Origin of the sequence: Kineococcus endophyticus, assembly GCF_040796495.1 — a bacterium.
Taxonomy (GTDB): Bacteria; Actinomycetota; Actinomycetes; order Actinomycetales; family Kineococcaceae; genus Kineococcus; species Kineococcus endophyticus.
In genome coordinates this window covers 54,680-71,795 of sequence record NZ_JBFNQN010000005.1, presented here as the reverse complement: position 1 = coordinate 71,795, position 17,116 = coordinate 54,680, and the positions used below count along the sequence as shown (strand labels likewise).

The following is a 17,116-nucleotide window of genomic DNA, read 5'->3' as shown; positions in this document are numbered from 1 at the left end:
CGGGTGGTGTCGCGCCACCTCATCCGCGGATCCGTGCAAGAATCGGCGTTTGTCTCCCACGTGGGCATAAGCACCCGCCCGCCGGTGTTGACGTTGTCGACTGCTGCCCGCGCAGTCCCGTTCCGCCCACGACGAAAGGCAGTCCGTGTCGTCGGTACCGACCTCCCGGCCGCTCCCGCCAGAGTTCGCTTCCGCTCCGTTCCAGGAGCTTCTGCAGCACGGAACCACCCACGGCTACGTCGACGCGCAGTCGGTCCGGGTGGCGTGCGAGGACGCCCAGCTGCCCGTGCAGCGCATGAAGGCCGTCCTGCGCGCCCTCGACGACAACGGGATCACCGTGAAGGTGCCCGCCGAGGCGCCCAAGCGCGCCGTCGCGGCGGCCTCGGCCCGTCGGACGACGTCCACGGCGACCGCGACGAAGACCGCCCGCCCCGCCGCCAAGCGCGCGGTCGCCCCGGCCGAGGACGAGGACGGCGCGGTCGCCGCCCCGGCCAAGCCCGCGGCCAAGACGGCGACGAAGGCCCCGGCCAAGGCGGCCGCGAAGAAGACCGCCGCCAAGACGGCCACCAAGGCTCCGGCCAAGACGGCCGCCAAGGCCTCCCCCTCCGACGAGGGCGACGAGCCCACCGGCGACGAGCCGATCGAGGACCTCGCCGCCGACGAGGTGGTGGCGGACGAGGAGTCGGCCACCGAGGCGCCGGAGGGTGAGACCGCCAAGAAGACGGGCGGCGCCTTCGTCCTGCGCGACGACGACGAGGACGACGCCCCCGCCCAGCAGGTCTCCACGGCCGGTGCGACGGCCGACCCGGTCAAGGACTACCTCAAGCAGATCGGCAAGGTCGCCCTCCTCAACGCCGAGCAGGAGGTCGAGCTCGCCAAGCGCATCGAGGCCGGTCTGTTCGCCGAGGAGAAGCTGCACTCCGGCGACGAGATCGACCCGATCTTCAAGCGCGAGCTGTGGTGGATCAGCGAGGACGGCCGCCGCGCCAAGAACCACCTCCTCGAGGCCAACCTCCGTCTGGTCGTCTCGCTGGCCAAGCGCTACACCGGCCGCGGCATGCTCTTCCTGGACCTCATCCAGGAGGGCAACCTGGGGCTGATCCGTGCGGTCGAGAAGTTCGACTACACCAAGGGCTACAAGTTCTCGACGTACGCGACGTGGTGGATCCGCCAGGCCATCACCCGCGCCATGGCCGACCAGGCCCGCACCATCCGCATCCCGGTGCACATGGTCGAGGTCATCAACAAGCTCGCCCGCGTCCAGCGGCAGATGCTGCAGGACCTGGGCCGCGAACCCACTCCGGAGGAGCTCGCCAAGGAGCTCGACATGACCCCGGAGAAGGTCGTCGAGGTCCAGAAGTACGGCCGCGAGCCGATCTCGCTGCACACGCCCCTGGGCGAGGACGGCGACTCCGAGTTCGGCGACCTCATCGAGGACTCCGAGGCGGTCGTGCCGGCCGACGCCGTGAGCTTCACGCTCCTGCAGGAGCAGCTGCACTCGGTGCTCGACACCCTCTCCGAGCGCGAGGCGGGTGTCGTCTCCATGCGCTTCGGCCTCACCGACGGCCAGCCGAAGACGCTGGACGAGATCGGCAAGGTCTACGGCGTGACGCGCGAGCGCATCCGTCAGATCGAGTCCAAGACGATGTCGAAGTTGCGGCACCCGTCCCGCTCGCAGGTCCTGCGGGACTACCTGGACTGACGTCCCACTCCCGAACGGCCCGACCGGCTCCCGGTCGGGCCGTTCGTGCGTCCAGGGCGTGGCCGGGGTGGTGGTGCAGCGGCCCGCCGGCTGCGTTCGGCCAGGACGCCGAACGCCCGGCGCAGTGCGGCGGGGGAGACGTCCTCGACGTCCGCGTCGAAGCGGGCGACCGCCGCCGCGAGCGCCGGCCAGGACCACGACCCGAGGGTCAGGCCGCTGCGGCCGTCGCCGAGGTCGACGAGGGTCCCGTCACCGACGAAGGGGGCGAGTTCGCCGGCGGGGCGGTCGAGCACGACACGCCCCACGACGGGCCACGCGTCCCGCACCGCCGACCCCTTGAACCGCGCCTCGACGAGAGCCGCCGGGTCCCCGCCCGGGACCGGCCGCCGGGCGAAGCGCGGTCCCGTGGGGACGAGCGGTTCCACGCGGTCCAGGCGGAAGGTCCGCCAGTCGTCCCGGTCGAGGTCCCACGCCAGCACGTACCACCGGCCGCGTCGGTGCAGCAGGTGGTGCGGCTCGACGCGCCGGGTCTCGTCCCGGTGGCGCAGGCGCAGCACTTCGCGGGAGCGCACGGCGGCGCCGACGGCCAGCAGCACCTCGGTGCCCACGGCCGGCTGCTCGCCGCTCACGACGACCGTGTCGGCGAGCGCGTCGACGCGGTGCCGCAGCCGGGACGGCAGCACCTGTGCGACGACGGCGAGGGCCCGTTCGGCCGCCTCCCCGAGGTCGCCGCCGGCTGCCGCGGTCGTGCGGAGCGCGACGACCAGCGCCACGGCCTGCCGGTCGTCGAAGAGCAGCGGCGGCAGGTCCTGCCCGGGCGCGAGACGGTACCCGCCGTCGGGCCCCTTGAGCGCCGTGACGGGGTAGCCGAGTGCGCGCAACCGGTCGACGTCGCGGCGCACCGTGCGCGGGCTGACGTCGAGCCGCTCGGCGAGGAGCGGACCGGGCCAGTCGCGCCGCGCCTGCAACAGCGACAGCAGGGTCAGCATCCGGCTCGAGGTTCCACTCACGGGTCCAGGATGGCCCGAGAAGAGGTCAGGACCTGACCGCTGGGGGGAGGAGAGTCGACCTCGACGCCGGGACCGCCCCGGCGGCACGAGGAGGACGACGTGACCGTCACGACCACCACCCACCTGAACTTCCGCGGCGAGGCCCGGGAGGCGTTGGACTTCTACGCCGGCGTCCTCGGCGGCACGCCGACCGTCGTCACCTACGGCCAGGCGCACGACCCGCAGGGGCAGCCCGACCACGTCGTCTGGGGTGAGGTGCAGGCGCCCGGCGGGGCGCACGTCATGGCCTACGACGTCCAGACCGACCGGGAGTTCGACCCCGGTGTCAACGCCGTCTACGTCTCGCTGCGCTGCGACACGGCGGAGGAGGTCACGCGGGCCTACGAGGGGCTGGCCGTGGGCGCCCGGCACGTGCGCACACCGCTGGGGCCGTCGGCGTTCTCGCCGCTGTACGGGATGCTGACCGACCGCTTCGGCGTGACGTGGGTCGTCGACCAGCGGGTGGAGTTCAGCGCAGGCTGAGCGCCCCGGCGACCCACACGCCGGTCGCGAGGAGGGCGGCGGACCCCTCCAGGGCCACGCTCAGTCCCACGTTCTTCAGCGCCACGACCGTCGAGCGCCACGCCCGGCGGGCGCGGTCGGGGACCTCGGAGGCGGCCGCCAGCTCCCCGAGGAACACCCCGAGGACGAAGCCCAGGGGCAGACCGAGGACGGGGACGACGAAGAAGCCGACGACGCCGAGCACGGCGCCGAGCAGGAGGGTGCGCTTGCCGATGCCGGCGCGGGTCATGCGCCGGCCGGGCAGGAGGTACATCGAGACCTGGCCGGCGGCCAGGAGGACGGCCACCCCGGCGAACCAGGCCCACGCGGCGCCGCCCTCGGCGACGGCCCACACGAGGGCCGACAGCCCGACGAGGACGGTGCCCGGCAGGACCGGGACGACGATGCCGACGAGGCCGACGGCCATCACCAGCGCGACGACGACGAGCCCGGCGTCACCCATGGTGACGCCGGGCTCGCCGGTCGTGCGGTGTCGTGGTCAGCGCTCGTCGGGTGCGGCGGTCGACGACGTGGCCACGAGCTTCTGGGACTCGTCGTGGATGTCGGCGCCGGCGGCGCGCAGGGCCTCACGGTGCTCACGACCGTGGTGAGCGCAGAAGAGGAGCTCACCACCGGCGTTGAGCTGGACCCGCACGTAGGCCTGTGCGCCGCACCGGTCGCACCGGTCCGAGGCGGTCATGGGGCTCTGGCTGAGGGTGGTCATGGCGGTGGTCATCCCGCGACTCCTTCCGGGTCGTGCACGCTGGCGGGCAGCTGCTGCTCCCGCCGGACACTCTTCCCCAACCTTCGGCAGCTCGCGCGCGTTCCCACGCCGTTGGAGCAACCCGTTCGCTCCTAGCGGAGGTGTCATCGGTCACACAGGGCCCGCCGGACGCCTCCCCGGGCGCGTGCACCGGGCCCCGTACGCTGCCGGGGTGACTCCCCCCAGCCCGACCCCCTCCGGCCCCTCCGGCGGCGAGGACAAGTACACCGCGGCGAACCTGCTGGTCCTCGAGGGCCTGGAGGCCGTCCGCAAGCGGCCGGGGATGTACATCGGCTCCACCGACTCGCGCGGCCTCATGCACTGCCTGTGGGAGATCATCGACAACGCCGTCGACGAGGCCCTCGGCGGGCACTGCCAGAACATCCACGTCGTCCTGCACGCCGACGGCTCCGTGGAGGTCCACGACGACGGCCGCGGCATCCCGGTCGACGTCGAGAAGCGCACGGGCCTGTCCGGCGTCGAGGTCGTCTTCACCCACCTGCACGCCGGCGGCAAGTTCGGCGGCGGGTCCTACTCGGCCTCCGGTGGTCTGCACGGGGTCGGGGCGAGCGTCGTCAACGCCCTCAGCTCCCGCCTCGACGTCCAGGTCGACCGCGGCGGCAAGACGTACGCGACGAGCTTCCGGCGCGGTGCGCCCGGCCGGTACGCCGGGGAGGGCCCCGACGCCCCCTTCACCCCGGCGACGGGTCTGGAGGTCGTCGGCCGCGCCAAGCGGGGCGCCACCGGGACGCGGGTGCGCTACTGGGCCGACACGCAGGTCTTCCTCAAGGACGCCGAGTTCTCCCACGCCGACCTCGCCGCCCGGGCGCGGCAGACGTCCTTCCTCGTCCCGGGCCTGCGCATCGTCGTGCGCGACGAGCGCTCGGGCGAACCCACCGAGGAGGTCTTCCAGCACGACGGCGGGATCGGCGAGTACGTCGAGTTCCTCACCCCCGACGCCCCCGTCACGGACGTGTGGCGCCTGCAGGGCGAGGGCACGTTCACCGAGACGGTCCCGGTCCTCGACGACTCCGGGCACATGGACATGCAGGACGTCGAACGCCACTGCGTCGTCGACGTCGCGCTGCGCTGGGGCACCGGCTACGACCCCACGGTGCGCACCTTCGTCAACATCATCGCCACCCCCAAGGGCGGCTCGCACCTGTCCGGGTTCGAGCAGGGCCTGTACGCGGCGGTGAAGGCCCAGGTCGACGCCCAGGCCCGCCGCCTGAAGGTCGGCAAGGACGAGAAGCTGGAGAAGGACGACGTCCTCGCCGGCATGACCGCGGTCATCACGGTGCGGCTGGCCGAACCGCAGTTCGAGGGCCAGACCAAGGAGGTCCTGGGCACCGCGGCCGTGCGCGCCATCGTGCGCAAGGTCGTCGAGACCGAGCTGACGACCGTGCTGACGAGCGGCAAGCGCGAGGACAAGGCGCAGGCCACGGCCGTGCTGGACAAGGTCGTCACCGAGATGAAGTCGCGCATCTCCGCGCGGCTGCACAAGGAGACGCAGCGGCGCAAGAACGCGCTGGAGAGCTCCTCGCTGCCGCCCAAGCTCAAGGACTGCCGGTCCGACGACGTGGGCAACACCGAGCTGTTCCTCGTCGAGGGGGACTCGGCGCTCGGGACGGCCATGGGGGCCCGCGACTCGGAGTACCAGGCGCTGCTGCCCCTGCGCGGCAAGATCCTCAACGTCCAGAAGGCGTCCGTCACGGACATGCTGAAGAACGCCGAGTGCGCCTCGATCATCCAGGTGGTCGGCGGGGGGTCCGGGCGCAGCTTCGACCTGTCCTCGGTCCGCTACGGCAAGATCGTGCTCATGACGGACGCCGACGTCGACGGCGCCCACATCCGGACGCTGCTGCTGACGCTGTTCTTCCGGTACATGCGGCCCCTCATCGACGCCGGCCGCGTCTTCGCCGCCGTGCCCCCGCTGCACCGCGTGGAGGTCAACGGGGCGGGCCGGCGCGAGCGCGAGGTCATCTACACGTACTCCGACGCCGAGCTGCGCCGCGTGACGGCCGACCTCACCAAGCGGGGCCGGACGTACAAGGACCCGCAGCGGTACAAGGGCCTGGGGGAGATGGACGAGGACCAGCTCGCCGAGACGACGATGGAACGCGCGCACCGGACGCTGCGCCGCGTCACCGTCTCGGACGGGGCGGTGGCCGAGCGCGTGTTCGAGCTGCTCATGGGCAACGACGTCGCACCGCGCAAGGACTTCATCATCGCCGGGGCCGAGAACCTCGACCGGGACCGCATCGACGCCTGACGGCGAGCACCACCGCACCGTCCCTCGTCCTGCCCGGACGAGGGGCGTTCTGCGTTCCGGACCGTCCGGATGTCCGTTTGGGTCCGAAGTGTTGACTTCCTGCCCGCTTCGGGCGTAGAACTGTCGCAGCCCGGGAGGCCGGGCCGCTACTCACCCCGACGAGGACGTCAGCAACGACGAGGACGTCAAGCAGGAGCACCCACAGATGTACGCACCGGAGCGGCACCAGACGATCCTGGACGCGGCGCGCGGCGCCGGCCGGGTCGAGGTCGCCGCCCTGGCCGACCTGCTCGACGTGACCCCGGAGACCATCCGGCGCGACCTCACGGTCCTCGAACGCCGCGGCGTCCTGCGCCGCGTCCACGGCGGGGCGATCCCCGTCGAACGGCTCGGCGCCGAGCTGGCCGTCCCCGAACGCCAGGACGTCGCCGGTCCGGAGAAGGACCGCATCGCCCGCGCCGCCCTGGCCGAACTGCCCGACGGCGGAACGCTGCTGCTCGACGCCGGCACGACGACGGCCCGCCTGGCCGAACTCCTGCCCACCGACCGCGAACTCGTGGTCGTCACGCACGCCCTGCCCATCGCCCAGGTCGTCGCGCAGGCGGTGGCCACCCGCCCGAACCTCACCCTGCACGTCGTGGGCGGCACCGTCCGCGGCCGCACCCTGGCCGCCGTCGGGGTCTGGGCCGAACGGGCCCTGGCCGAGGTCTTCGCCGACGTCTGCTTCCTCGGGACGAACGCCCTCACCGTCGAGCACGGGCTCACCACCCCCGACCTCGCCGAGGCCGCCGTCAAGCGCTGCCTCATCTCCTCCGCCCGGCGCACCGTCGTGCTGGCCGACCACACCAAGTTCGGCCGGGACGACTTCGCCCACGTCGCAGACCTGGAGGCTGTCGACACCGTGATCACCGATTCCGCGACCGACCCCGAGATCCTCGGGGACGTCGAGGCCGCCGGCCCCCGGGTCGTGCGCGCATGAAGGTCCTGACCGTCACGCCGAACCCCAGCGTCGACCACACCGTCGAACTCGCCGTCCTGACGCGCGGTGAGGTCCACCGCGCCCTGGCCGGGTCCGTCGAGGCCGGCGGCAAGGGCGTCAACGTCGCCCGCGCCCTGGCCCGGCACGGCCACACGGCCACCGCCGTCCTGCCGTCCGGCGGGGTCGACGGCGACCGGCTCGAGGCGCTGCTGGCCCCCCAGCGGGTGCAGGCGCTGACCGTCCCCATCGCCGGGACGATCCGCACGAACACCACGGTCGTCGAGGCCGACGGCACCACGACCAAGCTCAACGAACCCGGGCCGGAACTCACGGCCGAGGACGTCGAGGCGTTGCAGCGCAGCGTGGTCGACGGTCTGCAGGACGGTCCGGACTGGTTCGTCAGCAGCGGTTCGCTGCCGCCGGGCGCCCCGGTCGACCTGCACGCGCGGTTCGTCGCCGCCGCCCGGCGGGCCGGCGTCCGCTCGGCGGTCGACACCAGCGGGGCCGCGCTCGCCGCGGCCGTCGACGCCGCCCCCGACGTCCTGAAACCCAACGAGGACGAACTCGCCGAACTGCTCGGCCGTGAACTGCACACCGTGGGCGACGTCGTGACGGCGGCCGCGGAACTGCGCGGTCGCGGGGTCGGCGAGGTGCTCGTCAGCCTCGGTGGCGCCGGCGCCCTGCTCGTCGGCGGTGACGGCGTGGTGTGGGCGGGCGGGGAACCCCTCGTCCCCTTGAGCACCGTCGGCGCCGGCGACTGCACGCTGGCGGGTTTCCTGCACGCCTGCGGTTCCCCGGCGGACCGCCTCGCGACGGCCGTGGCCTGGGGCCGCGCCGCCGTCCTCCTCCCGGGCAGTTCCGTGCCGGGCGACCCCGAGACCACCCGCGCGGCCACCGCCGTCCGGACTCTGACCGATCCCGATCCCGACACCCTCGTGAAGGACCTGCAGCGATGACCGACCTGACCGCCCCCGAACTCGTCCTCACCGACCTGGTGGCGACCGACCGCATCGACGCGACGCGTCAGCTGGCGCAGACGCTGGCCGACGCCGGGCGGGTCACCGACCTCCAGCAGTTCCTCACCGACGTCGCGGCCCGCGAGGAGCAGATGGCCACCGGCATCCCCGGCGGCATCGGCCTGCCGCACGCCCGGTCGACCGCCGTCACCGTGCCGAGCCTGGCCGTCGGTCGCGTCGTCTCCGGCGAGCGCATCGACTGGGGCGCTCCCGACGGTCCCGCGAACCTCGTGTTCCTCATCGCCGCGCCCACGGAGGGCGAGGCCGACCACCTGCAGATCCTCGCGGCCCTGGCGCGCAAGCTCGTGCACGTCTCCTTCCGCGAGTCCCTCCTCGCGGCGCCCGACGCGGCGGCCGTGTCCTCGATCGTGCTGACGGAGGTGTACGGACGGTGAAGTTCGTCGCGATCACCAGCTGCCCCACGGGCATCGCCCACACGTACATGGCCGCCGAGGCCCTGGAGCAGGCCGGCAAGGCCGCGGGGCACGACGTCCAGGTCGAGACGCAGGGGTCGGCGGGCTCGGCCCCGTTCGACCCGGCCGTCATCGCCGCGGCCGACGGCGTCATCTTCGCCGCCGACCTCGAGGTCCGCGACAAGGACCGCTTCGCCGGCCTGCCGTCCGTCGACGTCGGTGTGAAGAAGGCCGTCGCCGACGCCCCCGGTGTCGTGGCCGCCGCGGTCGCCGCCGTCGAGGCCGCGCCCAAGGGCTCGACCCCGGCGCCGGCCGCGGGCCCGGCGCTGGCCACCAAGGTGACGTCGAACGCCGGTGTCGGCACCCGCGTCCGGCAGTGGCTCATGACCGGGGTCAGCTACATGATCCCGTTCGTCGCCGCCGGCGGCATCATGATCGCCCTGGCGTTCCTCATCGGCGGGTACCAGATCTCCGACGTCACGGCCGCCGACCTGATCTCCGGGTTCGACCCGCTGTCCGGTCACGACTGGGCCGGCCTGCTGTTCGTCCTCGGCGGGGCGGCCTTCGGGTTCCTCGTCCCGGTCCTCGCCGGGTTCATCGCGTTCGGCATCGCCGACCGCCCGGGCCTGGCCCCCGGCTTCGTCGGCGGCACCATCGCCGTGACGGTCGGCAGCGGGTTCCTCGGCGGCCTCGTCGCCGGGTTCCTCGGGGGCTTCGTCGCCCTCGCCCTGGCGCGGCTCAAGGTCCCCAACGCGGTGCGCGGCATCATGCCCGTCGTCGTCATCCCGCTCGTGGCCACGTTCATCACCGCCGGCGCCATGCTCGTCGTCCTCGGCCGGCCCATCGCCTGGCTCATGGACGAACTCACCGCGGGCCTGAACTCCCTGTCCGGCAGCGGCATCGTCCTGCTCGGCGTCATCCTCGGCGTCATGATGGCCGCCGACCTCGGCGGGCCCATCAACAAGGTGGCGTACACGTTCGCGACGACCGGCCTGGCCACCGTCGCGACGTCCTCCGGCAGCCCGGTGGAGCTGAAGATCATGGCCGCCGTCATGGCCGCCGGCATGACCCCGCCGCTGGGCATCGCCCTGGCGACGTTCGTCCGCAAGAACCTGTTCACCGAGGCCGAACGGCAGAACGGCAAGGCCGCGGTCCTGCTCGGCGCGTTCTTCATCACCGAGGGCGCGATCCCGTTCGCGGCGGCCGCCCCGCTGCGCATCATCCCCGCCGCGATGATCGGCTCCGGTCTGACCGGCGGTCTGACGATGGCCTTCGGCAACACGCTGCGCGCCCCGCACGGCGGGATCGTCGTCTTCGGGCTCGTCGGTCAGCCGCTGCTGTACCTGGTGGCGATCCTCCTCGGGACCGCCGTCACCGCCGTGGCCGTCATCGTCCTCAAGGGCCTGCACCGCAAGGCTCCCGAGGCCGAGGCCACCCCCGCCGCCGCCCAGCCCGCGACCGTCTGACCCCGGTCGAGCGAAGGAGAGTTCCCGAGATGAGCACCCGCACCGCCACCGTCGCCTCCCGCGTGGGCCTGCACGCCCGCCCCGCCTCGCTGTTCGTCCAGGCCGCCGCGGCCACCGGTCTGCCGGTGACCGTCGCCGTGGGGGACGGCGACCCGGTCGACGCCCGCAGCATCCTCATGGTCATGGGTCTGGGCGCCAAGCACGGCGACCAGGTCACGCTCACCGCCGAGGGCGACGGCGCCGACGCGGCGCTGGACTCCCTCGTCGCGCTCGTCGAGACCGACCACGATGCCTGACACGACGTCCGGCGCGCTCTCGGGCGTCGGCGTGGGGACGGGCGCCGCGGTGGGGACGGCCGTCGTCCTCGCCCCGGCCGCCCGGCCCCCGGCCGGTGAACCCGCCGACCCCACCGCGGGTCCCCGCATCCGCGAGGCCTTCGACGCCGTCGCCGCGGAACTGCGCCGCCGCGCGGAGTCGGCGGCTGGAACGGGGGCCGGCACGACGGCCGACGTCCTGCAGGCCACGGCGCTCATGGCCGCCGACCCCGGGCTGCTGGCCGTCGTCGACCAGCGACTGGCCGCCGGGTCCGGCCCGGCCACCGCCGTCGACGAGGCCGTCGAGCAGTTCTGCGCGGTCCTCGCGGCGAGCGGGCCGTACCTGGCCGAACGCGTCACCGACCTGCGCGACGTCCGCGACCGCGTCGTGGCGCGCGTCCTCGGTCTGCCCGAACCCGGTGTCCCGCAGCTGGACGGTCCCTCGGTGGTCGTCGCCCGCGACCTCGCCCCCGCCGACACCGCCGCGCTCGACCTGTCCCTCGTCGTCGGCATCGTCACCGAACTCGGCGGCCCGACGAGCCACACGGCGATCATCGCCGCGCAGTTCGACATCCCCTGCGTCGTGCGCGTCGCCGGGGCGATGGGACTGACCGCCGGTTCCGCCGTGGCCGTCGACGCCCGCACGGGTGCCGTGACGCCGGAACCGCCGGCCTCCCTGCGCGAGGAGGTCGAGGCCCGCCGGGCGGCCCGCGCGGCGCTGGCCGCCTCGGCCGGAGGGCCCGGACGCACCGCCGACGGGACGGCCGTCCAGCTCCTGGCCAACGTCGGAACCCTCGAGGACGCCGACCGGGCCGCTGCGCTGGACGTCGAGGGCGTCGGGCTGTTCCGCACCGAGGTGCTGTTCCTGGACCGGGCGAGCGCGCCGACCCTGCAGGAGCAGACCGACGCCTACGCGCGGGTGTTCACGGCCTTCGGCGACCGGAAGGTCGTCGTGCGGACGCTGGACGCCGGGGCCGACAAGCCGCTCGCCTTCGTCGACGTCGCGGCCGAGGAGAACCCGGCGCTGGGGGTCCGGGGGCTGCGCACGTCGCGCCGCCACCCCGAACTGCTGGCGACGCAGCTCGCGGCCCTCGCCGCGGCGGCCGAGCGGACCGGCGCCCAGCCCTGGGTGATGGCTCCCATGGTGTCGACCCCGGACGAGGCGCGGCAGTTCGCGGCTCAGGCGCGAGCTGCCGGGCTGAGCACGGTCGGGGCCATGGTCGAGGTGCCCGCGGCGGCGTTGCGGGCCCGCCGGCTGGTGGCCGCGGGGCTCGACTTCGTGAGCCTGGGGACCAACGACCTCACGCAGTACGCCATGGCCGCCGACCGGCTCGAGGGCGACCTCGCCGACCTGCTCGACCCGTGGCAGCCGGCCGTCCTGCAGCTGGTCCAGGCGACGGGAACGGTCGAGGTTCCCGTGGGCGTCTGCGGCGAGGCCGCCCGCGACCCGCTGCTGGCCCTCGTCCTGGTCGGTCTGGGCGTCCGGAGCCTGTCGATGGCCCCGGCCGCGGTGCCCGCGGTGCGGTTCGCGCTGTCCCGCACCGACCTGGGCACCTGCACCAAGATGGCCGACGCGGCGCTGGAGGCGGACTCGCCGGACGACGCGCGCGGGGCGGCGGCGCGTTTCGCCGACGCGGACGTGCTCGCGTTGTAGCCTCGGGAACAGGATCCCTCGGCGGGACGTCCCCCCGGCCTCGCCGAGGGATCCGCAGATCTCGAGTGCAGCGGTGCGTGTCAGCGGTGCGGTGGTGGAGGTGTCGGAGGTGCCCAGGGTCGTCGTCACGACGGCGGGCGGGGTGCGCGGTCGGGCCGCCGACCGTGGTGTCGTCAGCTTCCGGGGAGTTCCCTACGCGGCGCCCCCGGTCGGGTTGCGGCGCTTCGCCGCCCCCGCCCCGGTCGACCGCTGGGAGGGCGTCCGCGAGGCGCGCGACCCCTCGCCCGTCGCCCCGCAGGACCCGCGGTCCGGGTACGGCTGGTCGCCGACCGCGGGCGAGGACCACCTCACCGTCGACGTCCACGTCCCCGCCGACTTCCCCCGCGACCTGCCGGTGCTCGTGTGGATCCACGGCGGCGGATGGGTCTCGGGGTCCGGTTCGGCCCCCGGGTACCACCCCGCCGCCTGGGTGCGGCGGGGTTTCGTCGTGGTGTCGATGAACTACCGGCTGGGTTTCGAGGGTTTCGGCGCCGTCCCCGGCGCTCCCCACAACCGGGGCCTGCTCGACCAGGTCGCAGCGCTGCGGTGGGTGGCCGAGAACGTCCGCGCCTTCGGCGGCGACCCGGACCGCGTCACCATCGCCGGGCAGTCGGCGGGTGCCGCCTCCGTCGCCGCCCTCCTGTGCGCCCGGGACGCGCGCGGTCTGTTCCGGCGGGCCATCGCGGCGAGCATCACGGGCGAGACCGTCACCGTTGCGCACGCCGAGCGGACGGCGGAGCTCGTGGCTCGCGCCGCCCGCGTCCCCGCGACGCGGGAGGGTTTCGCGGGCCTCCCGCCCGTCCGACTGCTCGCGGCCTCCGACGCCGTCGCCCAGGACCTCGCCGCCGACCCCCGGGCCGGTGTCCGGGGTGCGGTCCCGCTGCTCTACCACCCCGTCGTCGACGGGGACGTCGTGACCGGCCCGTTCATGGAGGGTCCGCGCGCGGGGGGCGACCCGGCCGTCGACCTGCTCGTGCAGACCGTCGCCGACGAGTGGACGCTCTTCTCCCGCAGCGGTTTCGCACCGGTCGCCTCCACCTTCGAGCAGGTCGCGGAGTTCGCGGCCGCCGTGGGGTTGCCGGCCTCCGCGGTCGGCAGCTACCGAGCGCTGCTGCCGCACGCCGACCCCGGTGCGCTGGGGGACGCCCTGCTCTCGGACGCCCTCTTCGTCGAACCGTCGCGGCGGTTCGCGCAGGCGCACACCGCCGCGGGCGGCCGGACCCACCTGGCCCGCTTCACGTGGCGGTCCCCGGCCCTGGGTGGTCGGTACGGCGCGACCCACGGCCTCGACGTGCCCTTCGCGTTCGGGAACCCGCAGGCGATGGAACTGTTCCTGCACGCCGTGCCCGTCCTGCCGCTGGCCCGCAAGGTGCCCGGCCTCGGCCCGCGCCTGCGCGGGCTGTTCCCCACGCCCGCGGCCGCGGCCCTGTCGCGGCGCGTGGTCGAGGCGTGGACGCGGTTCGCCGCCGACGGAGACCCCGGCTGGCCGGCGGCGGGAGCCGACGGCGTGCCCGTGCACGTGTGGGGTTCCAAGGACGCCCTCGCCCACGCGCGGGACCCGCGGGCGGACCTCTTCGCCGACGTCGCGTTCCGCCCCTACGACGGCGAGGTCCCGGCGAGCGTCTGAGCGGACGGGATGTCTGCACGGTGACCCCGAAACCGCCCTTCCGACGCGTCCCCGGCGTCAGGTCGCAGACATCCCGTACGCCGTGGCTCGTCGCTCAGCCCCAGGGCGTTCCGTGGACGACATGGTGCGGCGACCGGCCCGACCGCGCCTCGGCCAGGAGACGTTCCACGTCCTGCCCGGCGAGGTCCGAGTTCGTGGACCAGCCGTCCGCGACACCGACGACGCGCGCGTCGCCGAGCCGCACGTGCGTGAACGAGCCTCCGAGGACGTCGAGCACGCGGTCGTCGAGTTCCCCGGCGAGCAGAGCCCCGCCGTCGTCGCAGGCGTCGCACCCGCACACCGGGAGCCGCACCACCGGCACCGCCGGATCACCGGCTCCCATCCACACACCGCCCTCCTGCCGGTGCGCGACGACGAGGAGGGGAAGAGCGGACGTCGACGACGGGCGAAGCCACCAGGTGGCAGTGGGGGTTGCAGCGCGGAGGTCCCGCTCGGGGAGGAGGTCACGCCACACCGCTCCCTGTGCCGCCTCGACGCGCCCCAGTCCTGCCTTCACCACCACGGCGGCCCAGAGCTGCAGCCGCTCGTGGAGCACCTGGTACTTCCCGGGGTCCAGGCAGCGGCTGTACTCCACTTCCGACGGCATGCGGTCGGCGTACGGCGCAGGCCACATCCGGTCCCGGGGTTGCAAGGCGTCCACCTGAGCACGCAGTCCTGAGAGGTCCACGCGCGGAGCGTAGACCGCTACCGTCGAACGGTGACCACGTCCCGGACCCGCCCGCGCACGGGGATCCTCGCCGCCGTCCGGGAGGTCGTCCTCGTCGTCGCGATCGCCGTCGTCGTCTCGCTGGTCGTCAAGACGTTCCTGCTGCAGGTGTTCTGGATCCCCTCGGAGTCGATGGAGCAGACGCTCGACGTGGGGGACCGGGTCGTCGTCTCCAAGCTCACCCCCGGGCCGTTCGCGCTGCACCGCGGCGACGTCGTCGTCTTCACCGATCCCGGGGACTGGCTCGCCGGCCAGCCGGCCGCGCCGGAGCGGGGGCGGCTCGCCCGGGCCCTGTCGACGGTCGGTGTCCTGCCGCAGGACGGGAACGACCACCTCGTGAAGCGGCTCGTCGGTCTCCCGGGGGACCACGTCGTCTGCTGCGACGCCCAGGGGCGGTTGTCGGTGAACGGGGTCGCGGTCGAGGAGTCGGGGTACCTCGCGGCGGGGGCCCGTCCGAGCCAGACGGCGTTCGACGTCACCGTCCCCGCGGGGGACCTGTGGGTCATGGGCGACAACCGCCAGGACTCCTGGGACTCGCGCAAGCACGGGTTCCTCCCGGAGGACGACGTCGTGGGCCGGGCCGAACTCGTCGTCTGGCCGCTGTCGCACTGGTCGCGGCTCGCCACGCCGTCCGCCTTCGACGACGTGCCCGCCGCGTCGGGCGCCTCCTGGCCCCGGACGTCCCACCGGACGTAGCGTCGACCGGTGACGACCCCCTCCCCGGACACGCCCGACGGTCTCGCCCCCGCCCTGGCCCGTCGGCTGGCCACCGAACCCGCCGACGTCCGCCGGGCCCTGACCGTGCTCGGCGAGGTCCTCTCCGGCGGCGACCGGTCCCCGACGACCGCGAACGGGTTCGTCGAGACCCACCTGCGGATGCCGCACACCGCGCTCGTGTCCGAACGCGTCGACCTGACGAACACCCGCGCCGTCTCGGTGGGCGCGGCGCTGGCCGACCTCGTCGACCTGCACGCGGCGGTCCTCGGTCCGGTCGAGGACGACGAACCCCCGACGTGGCAGCGCATCGACCTGCTCGACGAGCACGTCTCGGTGCCGACGTCGGCCGCGGCGTTCTTCCCCGCGGGCACGGCCACCGACGCCGACGTCGTCGTGCAGCTGGCCGAGCACGAGTACGAACCGCAACCGGCGTCGCTGCGGGTGCTGTCCCGCCCGGGCGACCACGCGGCCGCGCGGACCGTCGCCGACGCCCTGCTGGCCACGGCCCGGCGGGACAAGGGGTTCTACCGCGGCCGGGTCCTGCACGCCGACGCGCACCTGCCGCTGAAGCTGAAACCCACGGCGCTGGGTCCCGGTGGCCGCGAGGACCTCGTGCTGCCCGCGCACGTGTGGACCGAGATCGACGCCAACGTCGCCGCGTTGACCTCCCGCGCGGACCTGCTGCGCAGCATGGGGCTGGGCACCAACCGCGGGGTGCTGCTGGCCGGTCCGCCCGGGGTCGGCAAGAGCGCGCTGAGCCGCGTCGTGGCCCGCGAACTCGCGGGGGAGTTCACCGTCATCATCGTCGACGCCGCCGCGGCCTCCAGCGTCCTGCGCCAGGTGTACCGGGAGACGACCGACCTCGGCCCGTGCGTCGTCGTCCTCGAGGACGTCGACCTCTACCTCGGCGACCGCAAGGCGGGCGCCCGGGGGACGGCGCTGGCCGACTTCCTCGCCGTCCTCGACGGCACCGAGGCGTACCGCGACGTGCTGACGCTGGCCAGCACGAACGACCCGTCGGCCCTCGACGCCGCCGCCACCCGCTCGGCCCGGTTCGACGCCGTCGTCCACCTCGCGGCGCCGGACCGCGAGGCGTGCGGGGCGATCCTGCGACGGTTGTTCGGAGCGTTCGGCGAGGAGGGGACCGTCGACTGCGCCGCGGTCGCCGCGCACCTGCCGCCGGGCGTGACGGGGGCCGACCTGCGCGAGATCGTGCGCCGCACCGTCCTCGGCCACGGCGAGGACCTCGGCACCGACGCCGTGCTCCAGGTGGTGCGGGAGGGGCGGTGGCAGCCGGCGCCGCTCACGGGGAACTACCTCTGAGGAGTCAGGGGTCGAGCTCGGTCGCCCCGTCGAGCAGTTCCCGGGCGACGTCGGCGTGGCCGGCGTGCCGCGCCGACTCCTGCAGAAGGTGGAACGCGATCCACGCCAGGGTGGGGCGTGTTCCGGTGCCGCCGTAGGCGCGCGTCGCGGTGGTGGCCGCGTCGTGGGACCGCAGCACCCGCAGGGAGTTCTCGTGCTCGCCGCGGTAGAACGCGGACACGCCGGCGACCGTGTCCTCGGGCCGCGGAACCCACTCCTGCTCGGCCGTCCCCGGCCAGGAGAAGTCGACGTCCTCACCCGAGAACACGTGCCGGACCCAGAACCGGCGCACGCACGCCGAGTGCTGCACGAGGCCGAGCAGCGACCAGCCCGAGGGGACGGCCGGTGTGCGGACCTGGACGTCGCTCAGGCCCTCCAGCCGCCGCAGCAGCACGGTGGCGTACCAGTCGAGGTACCCGGCGCACAGCGCGGTGGGGTCGGACGACAGCGGTGAGGGTTCCCCGGCGAACGGCACG

Annotated in this window: 17 protein-coding genes; 12 read left to right on the top strand and 5 right to left on the bottom strand. The window is 74.2% G+C overall.

All coding sequences use genetic code 11. The features are described from left to right. Window positions 1-145 precede the first annotated feature (145 nt). Complete coding sequence (locus tag AB1207_RS08135) at window positions 146-1,702, top strand: RNA polymerase sigma factor (RefSeq protein WP_437178885.1); 1,557 nt, start codon at window positions 146-148, stop codon at window positions 1,700-1,702. Here AB1207_RS08135 and AB1207_RS08130 read toward each other — a convergent pair. Continuing rightward, a complete protein-coding gene (locus AB1207_RS08130; protein WP_367637503.1) occupies window positions 1,690-2,712 on the bottom strand; it encodes a helix-turn-helix transcriptional regulator in 1,023 nt (340 codons plus the stop codon). The two genes, AB1207_RS08135 and AB1207_RS08130, sit on opposite strands and share 13 nt — an antisense overlap. A gap of 99 nt (window positions 2,713-2,811) precedes the next feature. Here AB1207_RS08130 and AB1207_RS08125 point away from each other — a divergent pair, with 99 nt between their 5' ends. Then, complete coding sequence (locus AB1207_RS08125; protein ID WP_367637502.1) at window positions 2,812-3,234, top strand: VOC family protein; 423 nt, start codon at window positions 2,812-2,814, stop codon at window positions 3,232-3,234. On the opposite strand, the gene AB1207_RS08120 is transcribed toward AB1207_RS08125, so the two are convergent. After that, complete coding sequence (locus AB1207_RS08120) at window positions 3,221-3,715, bottom strand: DUF456 domain-containing protein (RefSeq protein WP_367637501.1); 495 nt, start codon at window positions 3,713-3,715, stop codon at window positions 3,221-3,223. The two genes, AB1207_RS08125 and AB1207_RS08120, sit on opposite strands and share 14 nt — an antisense overlap. Before the next feature lie 36 nt (window positions 3,716-3,751). Then, window positions 3,752-3,988, bottom strand: a complete 237-nt coding sequence (locus tag AB1207_RS08115; protein ID WP_367637499.1) for a DUF7455 domain-containing protein — start codon at window positions 3,986-3,988, stop codon at window positions 3,752-3,754. 199 nt (window positions 3,989-4,187) lie between these two features. On the opposite strand from AB1207_RS08115, the gene AB1207_RS08110 reads away from it, so the two are divergent. The 8 genes from AB1207_RS08110 (at window position 4,188) to AB1207_RS08075 (ending at window position 13,795) form a co-directional block, all read left to right on the top strand. Further along, on the top strand, window positions 4,188-6,287 hold the full coding sequence (locus AB1207_RS08110; RefSeq protein ID WP_367637498.1) for a DNA gyrase/topoisomerase IV subunit B: 2,100 nt from the start codon (window positions 4,188-4,190) through the stop codon (window positions 6,285-6,287). Between the two features lie 205 nt (window positions 6,288-6,492). Next, window positions 6,493-7,266 (top strand): DeoR/GlpR family DNA-binding transcription regulator, encoded by a 774-nt coding sequence (locus AB1207_RS08105; RefSeq protein ID WP_367637496.1) that lies wholly within the window; start codon window positions 6,493-6,495, stop codon window positions 7,264-7,266. Further along, a complete protein-coding gene (locus AB1207_RS08100) occupies window positions 7,263-8,222 on the top strand; it encodes a 1-phosphofructokinase family hexose kinase (RefSeq protein WP_367637495.1) in 960 nt (319 codons plus the stop codon). The genes AB1207_RS08105 and AB1207_RS08100 overlap by 4 nt, the downstream gene beginning before the upstream one ends. Beyond that, complete coding sequence (locus tag AB1207_RS08095; RefSeq protein ID WP_366173092.1) at window positions 8,219-8,677, top strand: PTS sugar transporter subunit IIA; 459 nt, start codon at window positions 8,219-8,221, stop codon at window positions 8,675-8,677. The genes AB1207_RS08100 and AB1207_RS08095 overlap by 4 nt, the downstream gene beginning before the upstream one ends. Then, window positions 8,674-10,161: a PTS fructose transporter subunit IIC gene (locus tag AB1207_RS08090; protein ID WP_367637494.1), complete on the top strand. Its 1,488-nt coding sequence runs from the start codon at window positions 8,674-8,676 to the stop codon at window positions 10,159-10,161. The genes AB1207_RS08095 and AB1207_RS08090 overlap by 4 nt, the downstream gene beginning before the upstream one ends. Before the next feature lie 29 nt (window positions 10,162-10,190). Beyond that, window positions 10,191-10,457 carry an HPr family phosphocarrier protein gene (locus AB1207_RS08085; protein WP_366173090.1) on the top strand — a complete coding sequence of 89 codons (267 nt, stop codon included), beginning with the start codon at window positions 10,191-10,193 and terminating at the stop codon, window positions 10,455-10,457. Further along, window positions 10,450-12,129, top strand: a complete 1,680-nt coding sequence (ptsP, locus tag AB1207_RS08080) for a phosphoenolpyruvate--protein phosphotransferase (protein ID WP_367637493.1) — start codon at window positions 10,450-10,452, stop codon at window positions 12,127-12,129. The genes AB1207_RS08085 and ptsP overlap by 8 nt, the downstream gene beginning before the upstream one ends. A 109-nt stretch (window positions 12,130-12,238) precedes the next feature. Beyond that, window positions 12,239-13,795 (top strand): carboxylesterase/lipase family protein, encoded by a 1,557-nt coding sequence (locus AB1207_RS08075; protein WP_367637492.1) that lies wholly within the window; start codon window positions 12,239-12,241, stop codon window positions 13,793-13,795. A gap of 94 nt (window positions 13,796-13,889) precedes the next feature. Here the strand turns inward: AB1207_RS08075 and AB1207_RS08070 are convergent, their stop codons facing one another. Continuing rightward, on the bottom strand, window positions 13,890-14,468 hold the full coding sequence (locus AB1207_RS08070; RefSeq protein ID WP_367637835.1) for a DUF6226 family protein: 579 nt from the start codon (window positions 14,466-14,468) through the stop codon (window positions 13,890-13,892). Between the two features lie 84 nt (window positions 14,469-14,552). On the opposite strand from AB1207_RS08070, the gene lepB reads away from it, so the two are divergent. Then, complete coding sequence (gene lepB, locus AB1207_RS08065; protein WP_367637491.1) at window positions 14,553-15,257, top strand: signal peptidase I; 705 nt, start codon at window positions 14,553-14,555, stop codon at window positions 15,255-15,257. Window positions 15,258-15,266: 9 nt separating this feature from the next. Then, complete coding sequence (locus tag AB1207_RS08060; protein WP_367637490.1) at window positions 15,267-16,601, top strand: ATP-binding protein; 1,335 nt, start codon at window positions 15,267-15,269, stop codon at window positions 16,599-16,601. A 4-nt stretch (window positions 16,602-16,605) separates the two neighbouring features. On the opposite strand, the gene AB1207_RS08055 is transcribed toward AB1207_RS08060, so the two are convergent. Continuing rightward, complete coding sequence (locus tag AB1207_RS08055; protein WP_367637488.1) at window positions 16,606-17,115, bottom strand: DinB family protein; 510 nt, start codon at window positions 17,113-17,115, stop codon at window positions 16,606-16,608. Window position 17,116 lies beyond the last annotated feature (1 nt).